Below are 19,159 nucleotides of genomic sequence, written 5' to 3' on the forward strand. Positions count from 1 at the left end.
GAGCACTTAATGTGCTCTCCGTGCGAGCAGGACTGTAGAGCAGGAAACTTTACCCGCGGACCCCGCCGGGAATAGCAAAAGGGCGACCCCTGTCCGGAGTCGCCCTTGTTGAGCTGCTTATGTACGGCTGTTACTCGGCGTCGTGGTGACGGCGGGGCTTGCGGCCTCCGTTGTCGCCGGGACGGCGCGGACGGTCGCTGCGCTCGGAGCGCTCGCGACGCGGACGCCCACGACGCTGGAAGTGCTCGCCGTCGCCCTCGGAGGCACCCTCGGCGCGAGCCGGGGCCTCGGGCTTGTCAAGACGATCGAGCGAGATCTTGCCACGATCGTCGACCTCGATGACGACGACCTTGACCTCGTCGCCAACATTGAGGACGTCCTCGACCTTCTCCACGCGGCCCTTGGCGACGCGGGAGATGTGCAGCAGGCCGTCCTTACCGGGCAGCAGGTTGACGAAGGCGCCGAAGGGCTGGATGGAGACCACACGACCGGTGTACTCCTCGCCCGGCTCGGGAACCTTGATGATGAGCTTGATACGCTCGACGGCCTGGTCGACGGACTCGCCGGTGCCGCCGACAAAGACGGTGCCGTCCTCCTGGATGTCGACCGAGGCGCCGGTCTCGTCCTGGATACCGCGGATGACCTTACCGCCGGAACCGATGACGTCGCGGATCTTGTCGGTCGGAACCTGGATGGAAACGATGCGCGGAGCAGTGCTGCGCGTGGTGTGGCGCGGCTCGGGGATCACATCGAGCATCTTCTGAAGGATGAAGGCGCGACCCTCCTTGGCCTGCTGCAGGGCGCGGGCCAAGATGTCGAAGGTAAGGCCGGTGGCCTTGTTGTCCATCTGCAGGGCGGTAATGCCCTCGGTGGTGCCGGTGACCTTAAAGTCCATGTCGCCAAGGAAGTCCTCGAGACCCTGGATGTCGGACAGGACCACGGTCTTGCCCTCCTCCTGGATCAGGCCCATGGCGATACCGGAGACCGGGCGCTTAATGGGCACGCCGCCGTCCATAAGGGCGAGCGTGGAGCCGCAGGTCGAAGCCATCGAAGAGGAGCCGTTGGACTCCATGACCTCGGAGACGACGCGGATGGCGTAGGGGAACTCGTTCTCATCGGGAAGCACCGGAAGCAGAGCGCGCTCGGCCAGATTGCCATGGCCGATCTCGCGGCGCTTGGGGCTGCCCATGCGGCCGGTCTCGCCGGTGCAGAAAGGCGGGAAGTTGTAGTGGTGCATGTAGCGCTTGCCCTCGGTGGGCTCGATGGTATCCAGACGCTGGCCCTCATTGAGCATGCCGAGCGACAGGACGGAGAGCACCTGGGTCTGGCCACGCTGGAACAGGCCGGAGCCGTGAACGAGCGGCAGGTAGTTGTCCTTCACCATGATGGGACGGATCTCGTCGGCAGCACGGCCGTCGACGCGCTCGCCGGTCTCGACGACCATGGTGCGCATGGCCTTCTTCTCGAGCTTCTTGAGCGCCACGGGGATCTCGCGCTCCCAAGCGGCCTGCTCCTCCTCGGTGAACTCGGCACGGATGGACTCCTTCAGAGCCTCGACCTTACCGATGCGGGAAAGCTTGTCGGCGTCGCGCAGGGCAGCAGCCATCTCGTCGTAGTGGGCAAAGATGCGCTCCTGGACCTCCTCGACGGGCTGGTCGAGCGGGTACTCCTTCTTGACGATGGCACCGTTAACCTGCTCCCACTCGGCGACGAACTCGTCCTGGGCCTGGCAGAAGGCAGCGAGGGCCTCCTGGCCAAACTTCATAGCGGCGAGCATGTCGTCCTCGGAGATCTCCTCGGCACCGGCCTCGACCATCGAGATAAAGTCGGCAGAACCGCCCAGCTCAAGGTCCAAGTCGGAGTTCTCGCGCTCCTCATAGGTGGGGTTGACGATAAACTCGCCAGTCTCCACGTTGCGGCCGATACGCACGCAGGCGAGTGGGCCCTCGAAGGGCACGCCGCCGAGCGTCATGGCCAGGGAGGCGCCCATGACGTTGATGACGTCGAAGGGGTTGACCTGGTCGGCAACGAGCGAGGTGGCAACGATGTGCACCTCGTTGCGGAAACCGTCCGGGAAGCTCGGGCGAATCGGGCGGTCGATCATGCGGGCCGTGAGCGTGGCCTTCTCGCTGGGACGGCCCTCACGCTTGAGGTAGCCACCCGGGATGCGACCGGCAGCGTACATCTTCTCGTTGAAGTCGACGGTCAGCGGGAAGAAGTCGTAGTTCTTACGCTCCTTGGAGACGACCACGGTGTCGAGCATCGTGGTGTCACCCTGCTTGACCAGGCAGGCGCCGGTAGCCTGCTTGGCAAGCTCGCCGGACTCGAAGGTGTAGGTCTTGCCGTACAGCTCAAAGGTCTTGGATACGAGTGTCATTGTTCTCCTTTACCCCACAGGCCCCTTGCCTGCGGGCTTCTCATGTGACGCGGGCCCCCTGCCCCCGCCACGCTTCAGAGCGTGATTGTTCACGCCCTTACACAAAAAGAGCGCCCCGCTGCGCAGGACGCTCTTAGCATGTACAAATCCTACTGGATGTTGTCGCGGATGCCCAGAGCCTTGATGAGCTCACGGTACTCGACGATGTCGTTCTTCTTGATGTAGGAGAGAAGACGACGACGACGGCCGACGAGCATGAGCAGGCCACGACGGGTGTGGAAGTCCTTCTGGTGGGACTTCATGTGCTCGGTCAGCTCCTTGATGCGCTCGGACAGGATGGCGACCTGAACCTTGGGGTTACCGGTGTCGACCGGGGAGTTACCGAACTGGGCGGTCAGCTCCGCCTTGCGCTCTTTGGAAACAGTCATTGTTTCACCTTTCGTTTCGCGTCGCCCGCGGGCGACTCTATTCGCCTCGGACTGGGAAGCCGCCGGTGGAGCGAGCATCCAAGATCGAGGTACCAACAGGTCGGTATGTTACCACAAGCGGCCCGCGCCTGCGCATCATCACCGACCCAACATGAATTCCATCGCACGGAGGCGCTGGTCGGTGTGCGTGGCGGCCCAAACATGCGAAAGCCCCAGCAAAAACGCCGCCGTATGCGGATCGATCTGCTCGGCCATAAGGGCATCGAACGTCATGGACATAAGGGCGCGCAGCCATGCGACCTCGCCGACCGATACCAACTCGGCGCCAGGCACGCTCGAGGCGCACGACCCGCACAGAAGCCCGCCCGCCTGGGCCGAGAAATACGAGAGCATGGGGTCGCCGCACGAGACACAAGCCGAGAAATCGGGGCGATAGCCAATGTGCGATAGCAGCTTAAAGACAAACGCCGCCACGAGCAGGTCCATATGCGCCGAATCGAGCCCGCTGCCAACAAGCGTGAGCGCTCGCTGCGTGATGGCAAAAGTAAAGGGGTCCTCGGCATCTTCGAACGAGCACACGCGAGCGACCTCGGCAATGGCGCTGGCGGCGCAGGTCGTCTCGTAATCGGGGGTGGCCCCAAGCGGCGCCTCCATAAGCTCCGCCTGAGAAACTACGTCTAGCGAGCGGCCGTGCGCCAGCAGCATATCCACGGTACAGAACAGCTCGCAGCGAGCCGCCAGGCGACCGCCGGGCTTACGCGCGCCCTTAGCCACGGCACGCACCTGACGCCCCCGCTCGTCGAGCATCGTCAAGATCAGGTCAGTTTCCTTGAGCTTGGTCTTGTCGAGGACGAGCACCTTCGTGCGATATGTGCGAGAGCCTGCCATTGACGCGGACTAGTCCTCCGCGTTGTAGCCGAAGCGGCGGATCTGCGCCTCGTCGTCGCGCCAGCCGGCCTTGACCTTCACGTCCAGCTCCAAAAAGACCTGGGTGCCAAAGATACGCTCAAGGTCACGACGCGCGTCGATGCCGATATGCTTGATCATCTCGCCGCCCTTGCCGATGATGATACCCTTCTGGCCCTCGCGCTCCACGTAAATCGTGGCGTGTACGCGCAGAACCTTCTTAGTCTGTTCGAGCGCGTCGCAGATAACACCAACGGAGTGCGGGATCTCGTCGCGGGTGCGACGAAGGACCTTCTCGCGCACAAACTCGGCAACGAGCGTCTCGTCGGAGGCGTCGGTGCCCATATCCTCGGGGAACCAGCGCGGGCCCTCGGGCAAAAAGTGCGCGACAGTCTCGATAAACGCATCGACGTTGAAGTTCTTGACCGACGACGTCACGATCTCGTCGTCATACTCCATGAGCTCATGGGCGGCCTTGAGCTGCTCCATGACCTGGACGGGATCGGCCTCGTCGGCCTTGGTGAGCACCAGGACCTTCTTGCTGCGGGCATTCTTGACACGCTCGGCGACCCAGGCGTCTCCCCTGCCGATGGGCTTGGTGGCATCGATCAAAAACGCGACGACGTCGACGTCGTTGAGCTCGAACAGGGCGCTCTTGTTAAGCTCGGAGCCCAGGCCGTCCTTGGGCTTATGAATACCCGGGGTATCAACGAAGACCAGCTGGTAGCCGGGACGATTGACCACGGCACGCATGCGGCGGCGGGTCGTCTGGGCCACCGGAGAGGTGATGGCGACCTTCTTGCCGTAGCAGGCGTTGAGCAGCGTGGACTTGCCGGCGTTGGGACGACCGACCAGGGCAACAAAGCCGCTGCGGAAGCCGGGTTCCACGTCGCCAAAGCCCATGGGCACCTCATCCGCGTCACAAAGAGCGTCGAGCTCCTCATCGCTCATACCCTCAAACGGGTCGAATTCCTCAACCTCGCCAAAAGAATCGGTATCCTCAACCTCGTCCAGGACCTCGTCGTTCAGAATCTCATCGGCAGGCTGCATATTGTCGGACATGGGAATCCCTTTCTAAATAAAGCCGAGCGCGTGGGCAAACACCAGCAAGCCCACAATCGCGGCGGTAATGGAAAGAACGTAGACAGAAGCGGCGGCGATATCCTTCGCACGCTTGGCCAACGGATGGAGCTCCTGGGTTGCCAGGTCGACAATCGCCTCCATGGCGGTATTGCACAGCTCGCCGTGAATCACCAGGCCGCAGCAGATGATGACCGTACCCCACTCGGCAATGTCGAGTCCCACGATGCACCCGGCAATGACGGTACACACACCGGCCACGAGCATGACCTTAATGTTGCGCTCGGTCTTGACGGCGGTGACGAAGCCCTCCATGGCGTAGGAGAACGACTTTAAAAAGGACGGATGGTCCTTGTTCGATCCGGGAATCATAGACGGCTCCTAGTCGTGGGCATGGTTGGTGATGGGACCGACGTGAACAAGCTTAGGATCCTCGCCGCGATCGAGCGCCAGATCGCGCAGGATGGCGTCTTCGCGCGCCTCCATGGCCTCGGCCTCGTCGTCCTCGATATGATCGTAGCCTATCAGGTGCAGCATGCCGTGCACGAGCATCAGGCGGCACTCGTCGGCGGGGCTGTTGCCAAAACCGGGGGCTTGGCGGGCAATGACCTGTGGGGCCAGGATAATATCGCCGAGTTCGAGCGTCTCATCGGCAGGGATATCCTCGTCAAAAGCCGAGTCGCACTCAAACGAGAGTACGTCGGTCGTGCGATCGATACCGCGCCATTCGTGGTTGAGCTCATGCATCTCGTCCTCATCGACATACGAAAGGGAGATCTCGACCTCACGTTCAACGCCCTCGGCGGCAAGCACAACCTCGCAGATGTGCTCCACTTCCTGCACGTCGAGCAGCGTATCGAGCTCGGCATCGTTGCTGATCAATACACTCAACGGGACTCCTTTCGGTCGCGCGAGCGCTGCTCACGCACGTCATCATAAGCATCGTATGCCTCGACGATACGACCCACCAGGGCATGGCGCACCACATCGGCGCGCTCCAGGTGTGCAAACGCCACATCGTCGACACAGCCCAAAATCTTCTCGACATCCGCCAAGCCACCACGACGACCCACCAGGTCGCGCTGGCTCAGGTCGCCGGTAATCACGAACTTGGAGTTGAAGCCAAGGCGTGTCAGGAACATCTTCATCTGCTCGGGCGTGGTATTTTGCGCCTCGTCGAGTACCACGAAGGCATCGCTCAGCGTACGACCGCGCATATAGGCAAGCGGGGCGATCTCGATCACGCCGCGCTCCATAAGCTCATCGGTTCGCTCGCGATCCATCATGTCAAAAAGGGCGTCGTAGAGCGGACGCATGTACGGATCGATCTTTTCCTCGAGGGTGCCGGGCAAAAAGCCCAGGTTCTCCCCCGCCTCGACAACCGGACGCGTCAAGATCAAACGGCCCACCTCGTGGCGCTTGAGCGCGGCAACGGCGAGCGCCATGGCCAGATAGGTCTTACCGGTACCGGCAGGACCCAAGCCAAAGGTGATGGTATGCGAGCGGATGGCATCCACATAGCGCTTTTGCCCAAGCGTCTTGGGACGAATGACACGACCGCGGTATGAAAGCAGCACGTCATCGCGAAGCGATGTGGCCTCATGCTCGCCGTCGCGCAAGACGGCCAGGCAACGCGAGACATCGTCGGCAGACAGCGTGCGCCCGGCGGCCGCCTCACGGAAAGTATGTTCGAAAAAACGCGCCACGAGTTCGACCTCGTCCGGGTCACCGCTCACGGCGATGCTATCGCCACGGGCGACCACGTGAGCGCGAACCAAACTCTCGAGCGCACGAAGGACGCCGTCGCCGGCGCCCAAAACGCGCGAGGGATCAATTCCCTCGGGAACGGTAAGTCTAATCTTCGAGGCTTCCATGGACCTCCCTGCGCGCATGGACCAAGCCGGAATCATCGACTCCGATGATAGCAACATCGAGCAGGCACGGGGCTGTAAGTCCACAGGTATCGTCAAGACGGGCATGATGGAACGAACCGAGCGTTAAATTGTCACCGTACTCAAGCACGGCACGCTCGACAGTGCCCACGCGACGACGAGCATCGGCAATAGCGAGCTCCTGCGCCGCGTCTCGCATACGGCGGCTGCGCTCGGCCATAACCTCAGGCGGCACCTGGTCGGGCATGTCGGCAGCAAGGGTACCGGGACGCTTGCTGTAGCGGAACACGTGCATACGCGAGAACCCCACGCGGCGGCACAGTGCCAGCGACTCCTCGAACTCCTCGTCCGTCTCACCAGGAAAACCGACGATGACATCGCACGAAAGAGACGCCTGGGGCAAGTTGGCGCGAATCATGCGCACCGTGTCCTCAAAGGCCTCGGCACTATAGGGACGACCCATGCGATGCAGGGTCGCCGTACAGCCGGACTGCACGGGCAGGTGCAAAAACGGGGCGATACGCTGCGGATAGCGCGCCATAACCTTAAGCAGGCGCTCAGAGATATCCATGGGTTCGACCGAGGAAATGCGCACATGCGCAATAGTCGTGCGCTCCATGATGGCCTCGAGCAGCTCATCGATTTCGACATGCTCGTCGGTCGCGCTCTTGCCATCGTAGGCACCCAGGTTCACACCGGTCAGCACCACCTCGGGCACGCCGGCCTCCTGGGCCTCGCGAACTTGCTCAAGCACGGACTCGACGGGCACGGAGCGCTCGGGGCCGCGCGCCTTCCACACAATGCAATAGGTGCAGCGATGGTTGCAGCCGTCCTGGATCTTCACGCCCAGGCGAGAGCGACCGAGCGCATCGACCACCTCGTCATCGCTGCAGGCGGGAACGCTATCGGACTCAACGCCCAGCACCTCGCAGACACGTTCGGCGACATCGATCTTGGACGGCTCGGCGATCACGCGATCCGAAAGCTCCAACAGCTCCTCGGGATGCAAATTGACCACGCATCCGGTCACGACCACATAGGGCTCGTTTGGATGGGCCAGCGCATGACGGACGGCCTTACGGGTCTTGGCCTCGGCCTCGCCCGTAACGGCACAGGTGTTAATGACGATCAGATCGGCATCGTGGGGCTCCACCATAGCAAAGCCCAGGCGCATAAGATCGGCAGTGATACGGTCAGACTCAACCCGGTTGACACGGCAGCCGAGGTTGACGACGGAAATATGGGGTGCGAGCACGCGGGCTCCTTAATCGAGGATATCGTCGAGGGCACTCTTGATACGGTCGGTCACCGACTTCTTACCGGAAGCGACGTCATCGCCCATCTCATCGGCAAAAGCACGGAGCAGCTCGCGTTGCTTATTGGAAAGATTGGTGGGAACGACCACGCGCAGTTGCACGATCAGGCGGCCACGCGAACCGCCACCGCCAATGCGCGGCATTCCGTAATTATTGACGCTCACGGTGTCGCCGTACTGGGCACCGGCGGGAACCGTCACCTTAACGACCTCGTCGGGCATAATGCCCTCGACCTCGATCTCGCAGCCGAGCGCAGCCTGCGCAATCGAGATATCGCTCACCAGGTACAGATCGTCACCGTTGCGCTTAAAACGCTCGTGGTCGGCGACGCGCACGTTGACAATCAAGTCGCCCGAAGGCTCGCCGCGAAGGCCGGCCTCGCCAAAGCCGCTCACACGCAGCTGGCGACCGGTAGAAACGCCGGCGGGAATATCGATGTCGATCTTTTCATGCGAAGGCGTGCGGCCCTGACCGTCGCAGGTCTCGCAGGGATGGTCGATAACCGTGCCCTCGCCATGGCAGTCGGGGCAAGGCGAGGAAGACTGAACCTGGCCCAGGAACGAACGCTGAACCGTCGTGACGTAGCCCGTACCGTGGCAACGGCCGCACTGCTTTTCCTGTGCGCCCTCTGCCCTACCGGTGCCATTGCAGTCCTCGCAAGGAGCAAGGCGGTCATAGCTGATCGTCTTTTTGCAGCCGAGCGCCGCCTCCTCGAGCGTCACCGAAAGCGAGATGGCCATGTCACGTCCGCGACGACGCTCACGACGGCTGCGGGCGCCTCCGCCGGCACCGCCGCCAAAGAACGACGAGAACAAGTCGTCCATGCCCATGCCACCAAAGATATCGTTGATATCGACGTAGCCCGAACCACCAGGGCCGTCGGCAGTGCCGTAACGGTCGTAGTTAGCACGTTTCTGTTCATCGGAAAGAACGGAATAGGCCTCGTTGAGCTCCTTGAACTTGGCCTCGGCCTCGGGGTCGTCCGAAACATCCGGATGTACGGTACGGGCCTTCTTTAGAAACGCACGCTTAATCGTCCGCGCGTCGGCATCCTTGTCGACGCCAAGCACCTCGTAGTAATCCCTATTTTCCGACACGACAGAATCCTTCCGACTTTCATTATTGTCACAGTGCGTCCTATACCCAAGCCGGGCCGACCGCAAACAGAGGGTTTGATGTTATTGCATTTGGTACGGCGAAAGCATGGCCCGTTGCGAGCAACTTGCGAACCAAACCGACACGAGCGCGAACATGAAGCCGTTGGCAAAACCGTTGGCAAACTGCATCGCGCCGCGCTTCCACCACAGCAGGCTGCGATGAAGCACACCGTCCGAAAGCACCATGAACATGCCCATGGTAAACGGAATAAAGCACATCACGGCGAAGGCCGAGAACACGCCCGAGATGGCCGACAGCACCAAAAATGGCGCCACGATGCCCATCAGGTAAAAACCGGTACGGGCCTTGCCTTCCAGGCGCTCGGCCTCAACATGGGCGCGGCCGACAAGATCGCCACCCGAGGCACCGTTGGTGCCGGCGTGACCCATACCGCTAATGCGGACCTCGTCGCCGTCATGCGTGCCGGCAGGAAACTCAATCGTCTGCTCGGAGGTCACACGGGTTCGCCCGCTGCCACCGCAATCGGGGCAGGGGTCGGCCACGACCTTACCGGAACCGCCGCACTCGGGGCAGACCGACTGGAACGTGCCCGCACCAAACAGGAAGGACAGGTCGACGTCGATGTGGCCGCGGCCACCGCAGCTCGGGCAGGTATGTGCATGCTCGGACGAAACGGAGCCCGAGCCGCCGCAGTGACCACAGGTATCGAAGCGCGTGTAGCGGACGGTCTTGCGGGCACCGCCCTTGGCCTCCTTGGCGTCGAGTTTGATATCGACGACCACGTTGGCGCCGTTCTCGGGATTGTAGGCAGCCTGGCCGCGACGCTGCTGGCCCCAGGCGCCACCAAAGGGAAAGCCGCCCTCAAAGGGATTGCCATAGCCCGTGTTGCCGGCGTAGCCGCCACCATAGGGCGAAGCCGTAGGAGCACCGGCAAATGGATTGCCAGAACGCATGGCGTCGTAGCGCGCACGTTTTTGCTCATCCGAAAGCACGGCATAGGCCTCGGAAACCTCTTTAAACTTTTCCTCGGCATCCGGCTCTTTGTTGACGTCCGGATGGAGCTTGCGGGCCTTTTGCTGGAAGGCCTTTTGAATATCACGCGAGGTGGCGTCCTTGGAGACACCCAGAATCTCGTAGTAATCTTTTTCGTTCATCGTCGCCATGCGCGGCAACCTCCTGCTCACAGCAGCGTATATATTCCGGTAATTCTACCCGAGCGGCCTAAGCTAGATCCCAAAACAGCTCGAACAGAACATTTCCATCGAGCCAGCCCAGGTGGGTCGGCGCCAGACGAGCTCGAACATGGCCCGCGACGACATCTGCCGAAGTGAAGGGTCCCTCATGAACCCCGAGCGTCTCGGGCACCCAAGTGGCAAGACCCAATTCGAGCGCGCGATCGCAGGCAGCTGTCAGCCCATCGGCCGGGATGACACGAGCCGCGCGAACCAACAGGTCGGACGCGACACCGCGCGTCATGCGACAAGCAAGCATCAAGTCTTCGGCGACAGCCTCGCGCTGCGACAGAAATTCGGCCTCGAACGCCGTCGCGTCATCGTCACGTTGCACCAGACGCACGCGGTACGCATCGCCTCGAGAAGACACGCCGGGGAACAAACCTGCAAGACGGTCGAAGTCCTCGTCGTCGAGCATGCCCGCGGCAGAACGACCCAGGCCCAGGTAGCCCCGTCCGGTCCAGTAGGCAATGTTATGGGCGCACTCATGGCCGTAGAGCGCGTAGCTCGCCACCTCATACGGATGATAGCCGGCCGCACTCAGGCGCTCACGCGCCGCGTCCATGCACGAAGCCTGAAAATCCTCGTCGGGCTCGAGCGACTCGTCACGGCATGCCATGCGATAGAGTGGCGTGCCCTCCTCGAGCGTGAGCGGGTACACCGATACATGATGCGGCGCCGCCGCCAGCACGCCATCGAGCGTGCTCCGCCAGCTTGCGGCCGTCTGCCCGGGAAGGCCGCACATCAGGTCGCACGACACATCGAGGCCAGCGTCCTTCACCGTCGCGATAGCCGCAAGTGCCCGATTGGCATCGTGAATGCGGCCAATAGCAGCCAGCTCGGTATTGTCGAGTGTTTGCACGCCCAGAGAGATGCGCGTGACACCCGCCCCGGCAAGCGCGGTGGCGAGCTCAGCGGTCAGGGATTCAGGATTGGCTTCGCAAGTAAATTCAGCGGGTTTGCACCACATGGAGATACGACGGGCAAGTTCCACCAGGCGCTCCCCAGCAAGTGACGGCGTGCCGCCGCCAGTATAGACCGTGCGGACCTGCGCAAGCGCCCCGGCGTCGCCGAAGGAATCGAGGCGCGCATACAGCTGCTCAAAATAGGAATCGAGCGCAGCATCCAAATCACACGCAGCAAAGCTGCGCGAGTCAAAGTCGCAATAGCGGCATTTTTGAGCGCAAAACGGCACGTGCACGTACAGCGCGGTAACGGCCACCCTTAAGCCTCCAGCGGATGAGCGGGCACCGACTCACCGGCGGCAAGCGCGGCCTCGCAGGCCACCACGTCGCGCTCGATATCATCGACCAGCGCCATAAACTCCTCGTACGTAGAGCAACGCACCACCTGAGCGCGCCAGGCGGCGGCATGGGGCATGCCCTTTAAGTACCAGCTTGCGTACGTGCGAGCACGCGACATGAGCGGCAGAAGCTCATGCGTCAACGTCAGGTGCTCGCGCAGAGCCTCCAGGCGCTCGACCGAGGAGCGAGAAGGAACCGGCGTGCCATCGAGTGCAAGGACTCGGGCATCGCCGAACACCCACGGATTGCCGTAGATGCCGCGCGCGATAAACACCGCGCTGGCACCCGAGCCGTGCAGATGCTCAGCAGCGTCCTCGGCCGAGAACACATCGCCCGAACCAATCACGGGAATCTCGACAGCGTCGGCAACCTCATCGACGACTGACCAATCAGCCTGGCCCGTGTAGAGCTGCGTGGCGCAACGACCATGCACGGCGACTGCGGCAGCCCCTGCGCCCTCAAGCATCTGGGCAAACGTCGCGGCATTACGGTCCTCGGCATAAAAGCCCTTGCGGATCTTGACGGTCACGGGCACGTGCGCCGCGCCCACCGTGGCCTCGACGATCTTCTCCGCCAGATCGGGCGTGCGCATGAGCGCCGAACCCTCGCCCTTGGTAACAACCTTGCGGGCGGGGCATGCCATATTGATATCGATGAGCGACAGGCGATCGCCAACGCGCTCCTCGACGGCGGCGACGGCGCTCGCAAACTGATCGGGCTTGGAGCCAAAGAGCTGCACGCAAATCTGCGGCTCCTCGTCGGCCGGCAGCACCAGGCGCCACGTTTTGTTGCTGGCATAGGCAAGGCCTGCCACGCTCACCATCTCGCTGTAGGCAAGGTTGGCACCGCGTCGGCGACACATGATGCGATAGGCGGGGTCGGTCACGCCCGCCATGGGAGCCATAAGGAACGGCTGCTCGGCATAGGCGCCCAGCAGCCGCTTGCTGTATTCAGAAAGCGCCATGGACCTACTCGTCCACCTTGAGGATCGCCATAAACGCCTCCTGCGGGACCTCGACCGAGCCGATAGCCTTCATGCGCTTCTTGCCCTCTTTCTGCTTCTCAAGCAGTTTGCGCTTACGCGAGATATCGCCGCCGTAGCACTTCGCAAGAACGTCCTTGCGACGCGCCTTGACGGTGGAACGGGCGATGATCTTGTTGCCGATAGCACCCTGGATGGGCACCTCGAAAAGCTGACGCGGGATGATCTCCTTGAGCTTGTCGCACAGGCCACGGGCCAGGCCATATGCCTTGTCCTTATGGACGATAAACGAAAGCGCGTCCACCTCGTCGCCCGAAAGCAAAATATCGAGCTTCACGAGCTCGGAGGGGCGATATTCGTTGAACTCGTAGTCGAGCGAGGCGTAACCCTTGGTGCGACTCTTGAGCTGATCAAAGAAGTCCAAGATGAGCTCGGCGAGCGGCATATCGAAGCGCATCTCGACCGATTTGCTCGTCAGGTGGATCATATCGGTCGTGACGCCGCGGTGCTCGATAGCGAGCTGCATGACGGCACCCGTATACTCGGGCGGGCAGATGATCTTTGCCTTGAGGTAGGGCTCTTCGATACGCTCGATGCGCGTGGCCTCGGGCAGATCCTGCGGGCTGCGGACATCGATCATTTCGCCGTCGGTCTTGTAGACGTGATAGTCGACCGAGGGACTCGTGGCAATGAGGTCCAGGTTGAACTCGCGCTCCAGGCGTTCCTTGACGACTTCCATGTGCAGCAGGCCCAGGAAGCCCACGCGGAAGCCAAAGCCGAGCGCCACCGAGGTCTCGGGCTCCCACACCAACGACGGGTCGTTGACGTGCAGCTTATCGAGCGCGTCACGCAGGTTCTCGTAGTCCTTATTATCGATCGGGAACAGGCCCGTATAGACCATGGGCTTGGCCTCGCGATAACCGGGCAGCGGCTCGGGGCAGGGGTTCGACGCCCACGTAAGGGTATCGCCCACGCGCACAGCCTCGGGGTCCTTCAGGCCCGTGACCACGTATCCGACCTCGCCGACCGTCAGCACGTCGACCGGGGTCTCGGCGGGACGCTTGACGCCCACGCCATCGACCAAAAAGTCGCCCTTTGCCTGCATCATGCGCAGGGTATCGCCCTTTTTGATGGAACCGTCAAAGATGCGCACCGTGGCGACGACACCACGATACTCGTCGAAGTACGAATCCAGGATGAGTGCCTTGAGCGGCGCGTTCGCATCGCCCTTGGGCGGAGAGATCAAAAAGACAATGGACTCCAGCAGATCGTGGATGCCCTCGCCGGTCTTGCCCGAGACACACACGGCATCATCGGCAGGGATCGCCAAGTCATCCTCGATCTCGGTCTTGACCTCATCGGGATGGGCCGAGGGCAGGTCGATCTTGTTGATGGCCGGCACAATGTCCAGATTGGCGTTCATGGCGAGCGTCGCATTGGAAACGGTCTGCGCCTCGACGCCCTGCGTGGCGTCGACAACGAGTACCGCGCCCTCACAGGCTGCCAGCGAGCGCGAGACCTCATAGGTAAAGTCCACGTGGCCCGGCGTATCGATCAGATTGAACTGATACGTCTCACCATCGTCGGCGTCATAGGAAACGCGGACGGCATTGGACTTGATCGTAATGCCGCGCTCGCGCTCGATATCCATGGTGTCGAGCAGCTGCGACTCCATGTCGCGTTCGTCGACGGTATGGGTGAGCTCGAGGATGCGGTCGCTGATCGTGGACTTGCCATGGTCGATATGCGCAACGATCGAGAAGTTGCGGATGTGGGAAATGTCAATTGAAGTATTCATGCGGACTATCTTACCCGAGCGGTACAAAAAATGGAGCCTGTTCCATAAAACAGGCTCCATTTATGCGCGTAATCTGTGTGGTGTGAAATTTACAACTTAGGCGTTGATGCTGTTCACGAGCTTGGCAAGACCGGACTTGCGGTTGGAAGCCTGGTTCTTGTGGATAACATGCTTGGCGGCAGCCATGTCGAGACGCTTGGTGACGGTCTTGAGGGCAGCCTGGGCCTTCTCGGCGTCGCCCTCGGCGACGGCGGACTGGACGTGCTTGGTCAGCGTCTTGAGCTCGGACTTGACAGCCTTGTTACGCATGCGAGCTGCCTCATTGGTGCGGATACGCTTCTTCTGAGACTTGATGTTTGCCACTTCTGGAGTTCCTTTCGAGTTCCTTGCAAAAAATGTATGACACCTCTGAGACACGGTGAGGTCATGCAAGCGCCTACTATAGCACGCTCCCTCTCAAAGGGATAGAACGAATTTGTCAAATAGGCAGGTATCATCACGATTTTCTCAAGATGTTCGTAATCCAGAGCAAAAGCGCCGTCTGAGAATCGGCCGAACCCTTGAGCGCGAGCTCCACATCGACCGCACCCTCGAGCGCTGCGACGAGCTCGGTCATCGAAAAACGACGCGCCCAGGTAAGGTGATTCTTGACCTGCCAGGACTGGAGCTTGAGCGTTGCGGCCAGCTCGCGACCCTGCCCACGCGCGTCGAGCGCCTTGGCGACGATAAGCTCGCGAATGCGACCGCACAGCAATGTGTAAGTCCACACGTAGCTCTTGGAGGGCAGGAGCTTAAAGAGCTCGAGCGAACGCCGCATATCGCGAGCCGAGACGGCGTTGAGGAAGTCCCAGGGTTGGATCTCGGCCGTACGTACAATCCAGCGCTCAACATCGGCAAGTTCAATCTGGGGCGACTCGACCATCTGAGCAAGCTTAGCCAAGTCGTTATCGAGCATGCGCGTGTTTTCGCCCGAACGCGAGACGAGCTCCTCGGCGGCCGCCGTCGAAATCGACTTACCGCGCTGCGTCGCCATCTGCTGAACACGGCGCGGCAGTTCCCAGCGCTTGGTACCCGAGCAATCGACGATAGCCTTCTTGTCGATCTTGGCGATTGCCTTATACAGGCGCGTATTCTTGGCAAGTGAGTCGGCGATGATGAGGCAGACCGTTGTTGGGCTGGGACTCGCCAGATACCCAACGAGCGGCTCCGAGACCGCCTTGGCGAGCTTTGAGCAGCCATCGAGGATTACCAGACGAAACTCGCTGCCCATCGGAAAGGTGTTAAGCGATCCGATAATGGACTCGATATCGGGGTCCTTGGTCATGTCTCGCTCGTCGAGGTTGAACTCGACCATACCCGATTTTTCCAGACGCGCTTTCATACGCGAGACGGCGTGGTCGCGCTTAACTCCGTCGGTACCGACGATCAGATATGCCGGCAGCAAACCGGTTTCGGACATTGCGCTCCCCTCCCGCAGGCCTTCGTATTCGTTCCGTGCCATTCTAGCCCAGGGGCCCACCACACGCCAACGACGTCGTCACGGTCGCTGGCATCGCATCGCAAAGCCATTCGCAGTCGGTGTGACGGTGATGTCGCCGTGTTCGATGGTACACGCGAACACACCACCCGCTTCCTTAACGGCATCGATGCAGGCATCGGACGGATGGCCGTATCGATTCCCCTCACCGGCGCTTGCGAGGGAAAGCTCGGGCTTCAGGACGTCCAGCAACTCGCCATCGACTGAAACCTTGGAGCCGTGATGCCCAAGTTTAAGGACATCGATATCCCCCACCTCCTGCACGAATTCCCGCTCTTGGTCGAGCTCGGCATCACCGGTGAGAAGTATTCGCAGGCCCTTGCCTTCCTGAACATAAGAGAGCAGCAGGACAAGCGAGTCTTCATTTCCCTCGCCATCCACGAACTCGAATGGCCACATCACGCGAGCGCAAAATGAGCCGATGTCGACCGTATCCCCACGGCGCACCTGCCGATACTCCACGCCAGGTCGGTTCAATACCTCGGCAGGAGCATCCTCCAGCGCATCCGCCGCCACGGCAATCGTTCCGACCGAAAACTGTTCGAGCACGGCAGGCAAACCACCCCAGTGGTCCTCATCCCAATGCGTCACAAAGACGGCATCGATATGGTGCACGTTATTGCGAACCAACGCCGCAACCACACGCTCGTCGAGCCCGCAGTCGACGAGAGCTACTGCGCCGCCTTGGCGGATAAGAATCGCATCGGCCTGGCCCACATCGAGCACCGTCACCGAAGGCGGAGCGAATCGATCCCAATAGACGTACGGAATCGCAGCCAAGAGCATCAGGCATGCAAGCCCCACCGCCATAGGACGTGCACGGGGACGCGGCCACCAGACCAGCAGAACCGCCAGAAAACACGGCACTAGGTAAATCCACATGCTATCGGGCGGCACGCTCACGTATGCACCCGGCACGGCGGCAAACAGCTGCTCGAAGAACAGCGCACAACGGGCGGCAATCATGGGCACAACGAGCGCCCAAGTCCGCAACGGTTCCACGAGCGAAAAGGGAACTAGCACGATCGACACAGCAAGCAGTACGCTCACCACCGGACCGATGCCCGCATTTGCCAACGGAGCAATGAGCGAGAATGTACCGAAGGCAGGAATGGTAATGGGAAGTGTCGCCAACTGCGAGCACAGCGTGACGGAAAGCATGCCGGCAACGCCCGATGGCACACCCAGCTCACCCAAAGCGTAGGTCGCATAGGGGCAAAAGCACAGAATGGCTAAGACGCTGGCACACGAGAGTTGAAAGCCCATCTCGAACAGCACCGTCGGCCGCAGTAGCAAAAAGATGGACATGGTTACGAAGAGTGCCGAAAGGCCGTGCCGACGACGCCCCGCGCCGTTTACGACAAGCGTCACGAACACCATGCAGCACGCGCGCACGGCCGAGGGAGACGCGCCCGTAAAGGCAGCGTAGCCCACAAGCGTTATCGCCAATATTGCCCGCTGAAGACCACGTGAGCACCGAGTCTTTTGCAATACACCCTCGATTACAAACCCCACGATAGCCAAATGGCTGCCCGAGACTGCGATAAGATGCGCCGTTCCCGTCACCGAAAACCAGTCGCCCGCCGGCTGGGCGCGCAGCTCGGCCGAACGACCGCAGACGACTCCAGCTATGAGCGCACGCGCCGGGTCGGTCGCAGGCGAGATGGACGCAAGCAGCCCATTTCGCAGTCGAAGCAGCGGCCCCGGAGAGCCCTCGTCGACCGACACCAACCGGATGACCTTCACTTTTCGGAGCTCGCCTCGAAGCACGCGTGAGCGCCCATACGCATCGTTCTCAAAACGTAAAACGCGACCTATAACACGCACGTGCACCCCGACCTTGAGCTCACGATCACACGATAGGCGAACCGTTGCCAAGTTCTTGCCGTCCGCGCGTGCCTCGCAGGTATAGGAATACACGTCGTCGTTTATGGATGGGTCACCCTGCACGACAAACTCGAGACTGCTTGCCGCTCGACCGTCGAGCGTCTTCGCGGCACTGAGCACACCCACGGCCCACCACTCCGAGACGACCGCTCCCGCCACGAGGCCGACGGACACGGCATACAACCACCGCTTCAAAGGGACAAGCCGCGCACAAGATTGAGCCAGCACAACGAATACCGCCGCCGCAACGGAAATGGCCCATAGCGGCCCGACCGCCGTCGCCCGCTCTGTCAGCAGCGCATCAGCGGCCATGTTGAGCACCAAGGCGCAGCTCATGCACATGCCGGCACACAGGGCCATCGTCCACGGAATCAGGGGTCGCGGAGGCATCACGTGCTCGCGCTCGGTCGCGCTCATACGCAGATGCAATCTTTGATTTTGGCAAGCTTCTTCTCGCCGATTCCCGGCACACGCATCAGATCGTCAACCGAAGCAAAAGCACCGTTCTTTGTCCGCTCATCGATAATCGACTGTGCCATTGAGGGACCGATTCCCGAGAGCGTCTGCAGCTCTGCCGAGCTTGCCGTATTAATGTTTACTAGGCCTGTTGCGCCACCGACGCCTGATGATGCGGAAGTCCCACCATCAACACCGGCTTCCGCAATGGACGCCTGCTGCTCCCCTACCGTTGGAACGTGAATTTTTTGTCCATCAGTGACCTTGGATGCACGATTAAGCCCCGTAACGTCTGCTTCGGGCGCCAGCCCGCCGGCGGCATCAATCGCCTGAGCCACCCGCGCCCCGTCTTTGAGGCGATATACACCGGGTGACACCACGGCGCCATCAACATCGACATAGACCTCTGCCGCGGCAGACGCCTTAGGCGAAGAGACTTCGGATGTCTTTCCGCTCGAAGCATCGCCGGATCCCGGCTCCACTAACGTGCCCGAACCATCAGTGCGCTCAAACGACACACCGCCGGCACCGCCGCCAAGGTTCGCCATCGCCAGCCCACTCGCCATCGCAATGACGACCAGTATCGCCATCACCACTGCCTTATGACCGAGCAGTTTGCCCGCCCAGCGGTCCATCTTTTTGACTCGTTCGTGTTGTTCGCGCTGCGCCATAGCAAAACCTCCCAACACCATCGTGTCAGGAAAGGAGCTCCGCAACAGCCACGCCCCAAAACCGGTTTTCGCGGTCAAACCAAAAGCTGACCAAAACCTTGCGAAATAATGTCCATTTATTCAGGCACACGTCAGCAAATGAACACTTAGCCGCAAAATGCCCAGATAGCAATA

Annotated in this window: 17 protein-coding genes; all 17 read right to left on the minus strand. The window is 61.3% G+C overall.

Annotated elements, in window-relative coordinates:
• Positions 1-130 precede the first annotated feature (130 nt).
• The 17 genes from OIL88_07110 to OIL88_07190 all read right to left on the minus strand — a co-directional run bounded on the left by OIL88_07110 (position 131) and on the right by OIL88_07190 (position 18,985).
• A complete protein-coding gene (locus tag OIL88_07110) occupies positions 131-2,377 on the minus strand; it encodes a polyribonucleotide nucleotidyltransferase (GenBank protein ID HJI72127.1) in 2,247 nt (748 codons plus the stop codon).
• A gap of 149 nt (positions 2,378-2,526) precedes the next feature.
• Entirely contained in the window at positions 2,527-2,805 is a 279-nt protein-coding gene (gene rpsO, locus OIL88_07115; GenBank protein HJI72128.1) for a 30S ribosomal protein S15, read from the minus strand.
• A gap of 138 nt (positions 2,806-2,943) precedes the next feature.
• Positions 2,944-3,693 (minus strand): DNA repair protein RecO, encoded by a 750-nt coding sequence (recO, locus tag OIL88_07120; protein ID HJI72129.1) that lies wholly within the window; start codon positions 3,691-3,693, stop codon positions 2,944-2,946.
• 9 nt (positions 3,694-3,702) lie between these two features.
• Positions 3,703-4,773 carry a GTPase Era gene (gene era / locus OIL88_07125; protein HJI72130.1) on the minus strand — a complete coding sequence of 357 codons (1,071 nt, stop codon included), beginning with the start codon at positions 4,771-4,773 and terminating at the stop codon, positions 3,703-3,705.
• Between the two features lie 12 nt (positions 4,774-4,785).
• Positions 4,786-5,163 carry a diacylglycerol kinase family protein gene (locus OIL88_07130; GenBank protein HJI72131.1) on the minus strand — a complete coding sequence of 126 codons (378 nt, stop codon included), beginning with the start codon at positions 5,161-5,163 and terminating at the stop codon, positions 4,786-4,788.
• Positions 5,164-5,172: 9 nt separating this feature from the next.
• A complete protein-coding gene (ybeY, locus tag OIL88_07135; GenBank protein HJI72132.1) occupies positions 5,173-5,682 on the minus strand; it encodes an rRNA maturation RNase YbeY in 510 nt (169 codons plus the stop codon).
• Positions 5,679-6,665, minus strand: coding sequence for a PhoH family protein (locus OIL88_07140; protein HJI72133.1), 987 nt, complete (start codon positions 6,663-6,665; stop codon positions 5,679-5,681). The genes ybeY and OIL88_07140 overlap by 4 nt, the downstream gene beginning before the upstream one ends.
• A complete protein-coding gene (locus tag OIL88_07145; GenBank protein HJI72134.1) occupies positions 6,646-7,938 on the minus strand; it encodes a MiaB/RimO family radical SAM methylthiotransferase in 1,293 nt (430 codons plus the stop codon). The genes OIL88_07140 and OIL88_07145 overlap by 20 nt, the downstream gene beginning before the upstream one ends.
• A 9-nt stretch (positions 7,939-7,947) precedes the next feature.
• Positions 7,948-9,096, minus strand: a complete 1,149-nt coding sequence (dnaJ, locus tag OIL88_07150; protein ID HJI72135.1) for a molecular chaperone DnaJ — start codon at positions 9,094-9,096, stop codon at positions 7,948-7,950.
• Between the two features lie 81 nt (positions 9,097-9,177).
• Complete coding sequence (locus tag OIL88_07155; protein ID HJI72136.1) at positions 9,178-10,281, minus strand: DnaJ domain-containing protein; 1,104 nt, start codon at positions 10,279-10,281, stop codon at positions 9,178-9,180.
• A gap of 58 nt (positions 10,282-10,339) precedes the next feature.
• Positions 10,340-11,572: a radical SAM family heme chaperone HemW gene (gene hemW / locus OIL88_07160; GenBank protein ID HJI72137.1), complete on the minus strand. Its 1,233-nt coding sequence runs from the start codon at positions 11,570-11,572 to the stop codon at positions 10,340-10,342.
• Between the two features lie 2 nt (positions 11,573-11,574).
• Positions 11,575-12,618, minus strand: coding sequence for a tRNA dihydrouridine synthase DusB (dusB, locus tag OIL88_07165; GenBank protein ID HJI72138.1), 1,044 nt, complete (start codon positions 12,616-12,618; stop codon positions 11,575-11,577).
• Positions 12,619-12,622: 4 nt separating this feature from the next.
• A complete protein-coding gene (lepA, locus tag OIL88_07170) occupies positions 12,623-14,434 on the minus strand; it encodes a translation elongation factor 4 (protein ID HJI72139.1) in 1,812 nt (603 codons plus the stop codon).
• Between the two features lie 96 nt (positions 14,435-14,530).
• Positions 14,531-14,797 (minus strand): 30S ribosomal protein S20, encoded by a 267-nt coding sequence (gene rpsT, locus OIL88_07175; GenBank protein ID HJI72140.1) that lies wholly within the window; start codon positions 14,795-14,797, stop codon positions 14,531-14,533.
• Between the two features lie 133 nt (positions 14,798-14,930).
• On the minus strand, positions 14,931-15,893 hold the full coding sequence (gene holA, locus OIL88_07180) for a DNA polymerase III subunit delta (protein HJI72141.1): 963 nt from the start codon (positions 15,891-15,893) through the stop codon (positions 14,931-14,933).
• A gap of 78 nt (positions 15,894-15,971) precedes the next feature.
• The gene (locus OIL88_07185; protein HJI72142.1) at positions 15,972-18,275 is read right to left on the minus strand and encodes a DNA internalization-related competence protein ComEC/Rec2; all 2,304 of its coding nucleotides are present in this window, start codon (positions 18,273-18,275) and stop codon (positions 15,972-15,974) included.
• Entirely contained in the window at positions 18,272-18,985 is a 714-nt protein-coding gene (locus tag OIL88_07190) for a ComEA family DNA-binding protein (protein HJI72143.1), read from the minus strand. The genes OIL88_07185 and OIL88_07190 overlap by 4 nt, the downstream gene beginning before the upstream one ends.
• Positions 18,986-19,159: the final 174 nt, after the last annotated feature.

It is taken from the genome of Coriobacteriaceae bacterium (assembly GCA_025992855.1).
Classification (GTDB): Bacteria; Actinomycetota; Coriobacteriia; order Coriobacteriales; family Coriobacteriaceae; genus Collinsella.